Genomic DNA, 6,752 nt, shown 5'->3' with positions numbered 1-6,752 from the left:
GTCATAACGGGTGTCGACTTTGCTAAATCATTCACAACCACATTCGTTGCAAGAGAAATGGATTGCACACGTTGTGAAAAGGAACGAATAACCGTCTCAGTAATCGATGATTGCAACGTCTTGCCAGGATCTGATAACAAGGTTGGCTGTTTCAGCTCCCCTTGATTCATATTTTCGCTCCATTTCGCTGGAATGATCAATCCTGCATCAACTTTACCTTCTTTAAGGAGCTTTGTAAGCTCGTCACGAGACGTAACTTCCTTCACTGTTATATAAGACTGCAAGTCTGCACCTTGCAGCACGTCCTTGTGGAAGGTTTCTGCTAAGGAGTCCTGGTCTTCTTGATAGTAACCTAACACTGTAGTTGGAAATTTATTTCCTTCCAACACACCACTAAGTGCAGAACCTAGAATTGCCGTTAAAAGTAGCGGCATAAAGATCATCATCAAAAATCCTCGCCGATCCGTAAAGCGAATTTTGAAATCCTTCCATGCAATAATAAGGCTCTTCATCTGCATCTCCCTCCTTAGTCCCGCAGAGAACGCCCAGTAAGTTGCAAAAATAGCGCCTCTAAATTCGGTTTCTCCACTTCAAGTGATGCAATTGGCAGATGATGCGTTACCGTAGCACTGACAATGTCCCCAATTACCTTTTCATCTGTGACAAAAATATCTACACCTTGCTCTTTTGCTACAACTCGTTCCACATGAGCAAGATTTTCTACGAAAGTAACAAACTCATCCTTTACTTCGTTAATTTTCAGCTTTATCATTGTATGGTTTGTAATTTGATTAACCAAATCTTCTTTCGTTCCAAGGGCAATAAGCTGCCCATGATCGACAATGGCAATTCGCTTACACAAATATTCGACTTCCTCCATATAATGACTTGTATACATAACCGTCATTCCATTTTCATTCAACTGCTTTACTGTTTCTAAAATATGATTACGAGATTGTGGATCAATCCCTACCGTAGGTTCATCCATAATCAATAAATCAGGCTCATGCATAAGCGCTGCTCCAATATTAATACGTCGCTTCATTCCACCCGAGAAAGTTTCTATTTTATCTTTTGCACGATCACGCAAGCCTACATAATCTAATACCTCATCGGCACGTTTTCTCACTTGCGCGTTGTTTAATCCGTACATTTTCCCCCAAAAAGTCAAATTGTCTCTGGCACTCATCGTTGGATACAAGGCAATATCCTGCGGAACAATTCCAATCTTACGTTTTGCTACCATCGGTTTGTCTTTCACAGACACGCCATCAACGATTATATCGCCGCTATCATACGAGACAAGACCACATATCATCGAAATCGTTGTTGATTTTCCTGCTCCATTCGGCCCGAGAAGCCCGAAGGATTCTCCTTTTTCTACTGAAAATGAGATATCACGAACTACTTCCTTTTTTCCAAATGACTTTGCTATATGTTCGACGTTAAGCATGGATCGTTCTCCCTTCTATCAATCTATTTCTATTTTACGAAGAAAAATAACATGCTCCCACTGCCCAAAGATAGAAAATACTTTAGCTTGCTGATTCTATCTATGCCTAAAGTCATATGTATGTAGTAATGCCATATCGAACTGCAAAAATTGCAGCTTGTGTACGATCACGTAATTCGAGCTTGCTTATTAGATTGGACACATGGTTCTTCACCGTTCCCTCTGTGATAAATAGCTTATTCGCAATCTCTTTATTGCTATGGCCATATCCTATCTCACGCAGTATATCCATTTCTCGTTCTGTAAGTAGCTTTAGGGAAATCGGTATGGCTTCTAGAAGAGGAGCCGTCGTTTTCTTTAATTCCTGCAAAACCTGGGCCGTTACCTCTTGCGGTAGAACAAGACCACCATATTTTACCGTTAGAATCGCTTGCACGATCGTATCTGTCGGCATATCCTTTAGTAAATACCCGCTTGCTCCTTGTTCTAGTGCTTTAAAAATGAGCTCACTATCCTTAAATGTCGTTAACATTAGGACCTGAACATCGGGTAACTGCTCAAGCAAAAGTCTTGTGCCTTCTACCCCATTTATACCCGGCATCCGAATATCCATTAGTACTATTTCGGGATTGCACATCTTCGCTTTTTCCACTGCTTCCCCGCCATCATTTGCAGTCCCAACAACTTCTAACTCCTCACGCAGATCCAAAAGCATAGCCAATCCATCGCGAATGAGCGGCTGATCATCTACAATCATAATTCGTATCATACTACTCCCCCTACGGCTCTTTTATCTTGGAATAATGGAAATTGGATGAAAATATGAAAGCCTTCGTTTTCCTCACTTGTAAATACAATCTTACCGCCATGTTCTTCTACTCGCTCTTTCATATTCGTAAGTCCAAACCCTTGTTTCAATTGGCTTGTTCCAATGCCGTTATCATCCATTTTTACTTCTACGGTATTCTCAGTACAAGAAATAGTAACAGCACATACAGTCGCCTTCCCATGACGAACCGAATTAGTTAACGACTCTTGAATAATTTTTGATATAGAAAGATTCATAGAACATAGAATAACAGTCGGATCTCCCTCCATTTCAAAGGTAACCGTAACTCCTGTCGCTTTCGAAAAATCATGAATAATTGTTTGAATAACAGGCAAAAAAGAAATTTCTTTTGCATCCTCTTCCTTTAATGTGCGAACACTCATCCGAATATCTTGAAGAGTAGTCCTAGCCAGTTCCGTACACGTTTGCAATGTAGTAGCTTGTGGTAGCCCCTTCTTATAAAGTTCTTGAGTAAGCTCGAGCTGGACGATAAGTGCGGTAATATGATGACCGACCGTATCATGAATATCCCGCGCAATTTTATTTCGTTCGCGAACTGCGGTCAGTTCCTCTACTTCCCTCGCATACACACGAAGCTGCTCGTGCGCATCTTTTAGTGCTCGGTGAGATTGATACAATGCGTCATACTGAACATCGATGTTCGATCTTGCAACTCCAAGCTTATGGATTAACCCTCCAACAACTGCTTCTAAGAGAATAAGAATTAAATTCATAATAGTCGGAATAATTTCAATAGTCCCTATTAACATGTACGAATGAATAAAAATAATTGCTGAACAAGCAAAGAAAAACAAGGTAAATCCAGTCAATATTTTCTTATTCCCGGTGAATAAAAATAATGTGAGTACTTCGACTCCTAGTAGGATTAAATGAAGAGTTGAGCTAGGGAAGCATAGACCAAGTACGACGATCCATGCGCAGTCAATTGCAAGCAGGTAATAAAACAACTGACTTTTTTTTGCAATAGAAAGAATAAAGAAATGATTCGTAATAAATGCTACTAGCGCTATTCCTACGAGCACCTTTATATACATAACATTGGGTGCCTCATAATAATAAGCAAGGGTTACTATGGTTAATGTGGCTAATCTCAAATATCCTAACAAGATCTCACCTCATCCTTAATTAGTAGTAATAATCCATAGATGTATATATTTTACTATATCATATTATATTGGATGGCCCCTACAATAACTTACATAAAATTACTGTAAAGATTATCTCCTCAAGAGCAAACAAAAAAGCCGCCTTAGGCGACCTTTTTTGTTTGGAAAAGATTAATCTAAGCTTACCGGCTTAACCTTTTCTCCATATTTTACGTTTGCTGTTCCATGAGGAGTACGAACCCAGCTGTTGTTTTTAAATGTAAATAAAGCATATACCATAATTACATTTTGTATGATTAAGTACGGAATATGAAGCAATAACCCTGGAAGTTCAGAAAGTCCACGATCCATTGCCATCCAGAACAAAATAAATAGAACTGAAAATATTAAATTCAATACGGCATTGTTATTAAACCAAAATCCAAACAAACCAATTAACATAAATAACGGTAATGCCAAGTACATACAAAACTCGAAATCTTTAAAAACAAGTTTAGGGAAGTATTGGAAAAATACTTGCCATTGTCCTCTTGCCCAACGTGTTCTTTGACGAATACCAACTCTTACGCTTTGTGGCTTTTCATCGTAAATTCTCATAAGCGGATTATATTTTACCCGAATTTTTGCTAAGCGTAGCATAGCAGAATATTCTAAGTCATCCGTAACTGAAGTTACGTCGAATGGAACACGTTCTAAGATTGACAAACGAAATCCCCAGCCCGTACCACCTAAAATAGAAGAACGATTTAATCTTTCTCTTCCTGAATAGTAATAACGTAACATAAAGTGATAGTTCATTGCATACCAACGTGTTTGTAAATTATCTGAACTATTTAATGTTGCAATGTAACCTTGTACAACATCATCTTCTTGTAAAGAATCAACAAGTTGCTCAAAGTAATCTGGTTCGATTTTGTTATCAGCATCTAAAATTGTAACAATGACATTCGGATTAGATCCATATTCTTTCGTTAGGCTAGCAAATACATCTTTTAACAAATACTGCTTACCAGGAAGACCTGTTTTTCTTTCAAATACTTCTACATCATTTCTTTTACATATAGGTACCGTATTATCTGTACAACGATCTGCACATATAATCAAACGAACCGGATACCCATTTATATTTGACGTTACATTTTCTATCAATCGTCCAATGACTTTTTCTTCGTTATGAGCAGGTACCAATACAACGATTTGCTCCGGATGAAAATGTTTTGCTGAACGGGTTACTCGTTTCGGTATAAGCGCAGAAACGAATACAACGACTGACCATACAGCAAAAATGAACATAATTAATTGTATAAGAATCATAAGTTTCCTCCTAATTACAACTGAGTTCATCCCAAATTAAGTTAGGTGAGTATATATGAGCTGTAGCTTGGTCTTTTTACACCAATAAAGATCGCCCTATACAGATGAAAATGAATTCCCATTTTCAAACTAAGCGCGTTCTTTTTTATTTGTTGCTATTATTTTCACCGGATTTTCTTTTTACGTTCCGTATGAAACGAAAAAAGACAACTCACTTCTTCCTTTCCCTCTATATAATGGGAAGTTCGTACGAATGCATTTTACTGCCTAAACGAGTATACCAGAGGCATCATCCAATCGCTTATGTTACAAACAGATTTACTATAGGTACAAATGGATGAGATTTATAATATGTTCAATCCATCATTCACCAAGGATCCAGATAAAATGAATGTTTTGTCCATTAGCACCACCCTTTTACATTTAACCCATAATCACTATTGTATCAAATAAGCAATAAGTAAATGTTAAGATTCGATAAATATACAAAAGAATCGGTATAGACGACCAACCATTACAGTAAGATTCTATACTCTTTTCTTCGTAAAGTGAATGAAATATGTATGTCAAATAGTAGAAGTCCTACTTACAGCATTGGCATGAAAGTGAAAAATCATTCTTTTCATTTTCAAATAGGCCTATTCTTAATAAAGTACAGCCTTACGCCTCCACTAATTCAATATGCGCGTATACATAAAAAGTATCCACATATTGTGACATACAAAACAATTTCATAGACTCCATATTTACTGTTCTTCCCATTCCTCTAATCACCACTCTGCAGTGATTCTAAACAGCGTGAGATTGTAACTCCATCCAAAATCCATTCACGATGCAACGAAAACGACAGATACAAAGATTTTACTTAACAAGGTGTATCGTAAATATGCCTCCACTGATAGAGTATATACTTTCTTTTCTCTCTTGGTAAGAGGGTATTTCATAATACTAGCACATTACTATAAATTTCAACATACGCAAACACAACACCATCCAATCCTATGAACGGTGTTGTGTGCATTTATTATATACTTTTTTGCCTTATTTGTTTAGTACATTCGTTAAAACAGGTACAATTTGTTTCTTACGAGAAACAACGCCTTTCAATAAAGCTTTATTATTATCTAATGTAACACCAAACGCTTCTTCTACTGCATGTGCTGCACTACCAAGAGCTAGAGCAACCGAATCATTTTCTAAAATGTCCGTTGCAGCAAATACAAATAGGTCTAGATTGCGCTTTTCAATCGTGTCACGAATCGCCTTTTCAATTTCTGCTTGCTTAGCGAATACTTCATTCGTATCTACTGTGTTCACCTGTGCAATCACAGCCTTTTGACTTCCCATTTGGAATTCCTTTGCATCAAGAGAAATCAATTGATCTACTGTTTTATCACTTAAGTTAGCACCAGCTTTCAGCATCGCTAATCCATAGCTGCTTGCATCGACTCCTGCGATTTCTGCCAATTCCTTAGCAGCAGTCACATCTTGATCTGTACAAGTTGGGGATTTAAATAATAGCGTGTCTGAGATTATAGCAGATAACATTAACCCAGCGATTTCTTTTCGAATTGCTACCCCATTTTCTTTATACATTTTATTTAAAATTGTTGCTGTACAACCAACTGGCTCTGCGCGGTAGTATAACGGGTCACTCGTTTCAAAGTTAGCGATACGGTGATGATCAATTACTTCTAATACACGTACGTCTGCGATATCATCTGCACTTTGTGGACGTTCGTTATGATCCACTAAAATCACACCGTCTCCTTCAGGTGCTACTTTAGAAACAAGACGAGGTGCCTCCACTTTAAAATAATCAAGAGCAAATGCTGTTTCACCATTTACTTCACCTAAACGAAGTGGTTCTGCGTCTACACCTAGCTCAGTTTTTAAAGCTGCGTATGCAAGTGCTGAACAAATTGTATCTGTATCCGGATTTTTATGGCCAAAAATAACTATTTTTTTCATTTTTCTACCCCTTAATTAAATAAAATTTGCTCTTTTCCAAAGCAAGAGTATTGTTTCT

At 37.6% G+C, this 6,752-nt stretch carries 6 protein-coding genes; all 6 read right to left on the bottom strand.

Annotated features, from left to right (window positions below; all coding sequences use genetic code 11):
* On the bottom strand, nt 1–512 hold a 512-nt coding region (locus tag AC11ZT_RS01685; protein ID WP_484057945.1), incomplete at its 3' end, for an ABC transporter permease.
* A gap of 14 nt (nt 513–526) precedes the next feature.
* Entirely contained in the window at nt 527–1,453 is a 927-nt protein-coding gene (locus AC11ZT_RS01680) for an ABC transporter ATP-binding protein (protein WP_484057944.1), read from the bottom strand.
* A 112-nt stretch (nt 1,454–1,565) separates the two neighbouring features.
* The gene (locus tag AC11ZT_RS01675; protein WP_484057943.1) at nt 1,566–2,222 is read right to left on the bottom strand and encodes a response regulator; all 657 of its coding nucleotides are present in this window, start codon (nt 2,220–2,222) and stop codon (nt 1,566–1,568) included.
* On the bottom strand, nt 2,219–3,409 hold the full coding sequence (locus AC11ZT_RS01670) for a sensor histidine kinase (RefSeq protein ID WP_484057942.1): 1,191 nt from the start codon (nt 3,407–3,409) through the stop codon (nt 2,219–2,221). Before AC11ZT_RS01670 ends, AC11ZT_RS01675 begins: the two co-directional genes overlap by 4 nt.
* Nucleotides 3,410–3,580: 171 nt before the next feature.
* Entirely contained in the window at nt 3,581–4,723 is a 1,143-nt protein-coding gene (locus AC11ZT_RS01665; RefSeq protein WP_484057941.1) for a glycosyltransferase family 2 protein, read from the bottom strand.
* Nucleotides 4,724–5,764: 1,041 nt separating this feature from the next.
* Nucleotides 5,765–6,694 (bottom strand): manganese-dependent inorganic pyrophosphatase, encoded by a 930-nt coding sequence (locus AC11ZT_RS01660; RefSeq protein WP_484057940.1) that lies wholly within the window; start codon nt 6,692–6,694, stop codon nt 5,765–5,767.
* Nucleotides 6,695–6,752 lie beyond the last annotated feature (58 nt).

It is taken from the genome of Ectobacillus sp., from assembly GCF_056992975.1.
This window is presented reverse-complemented; position numbering and strand designations above follow the sequence as displayed.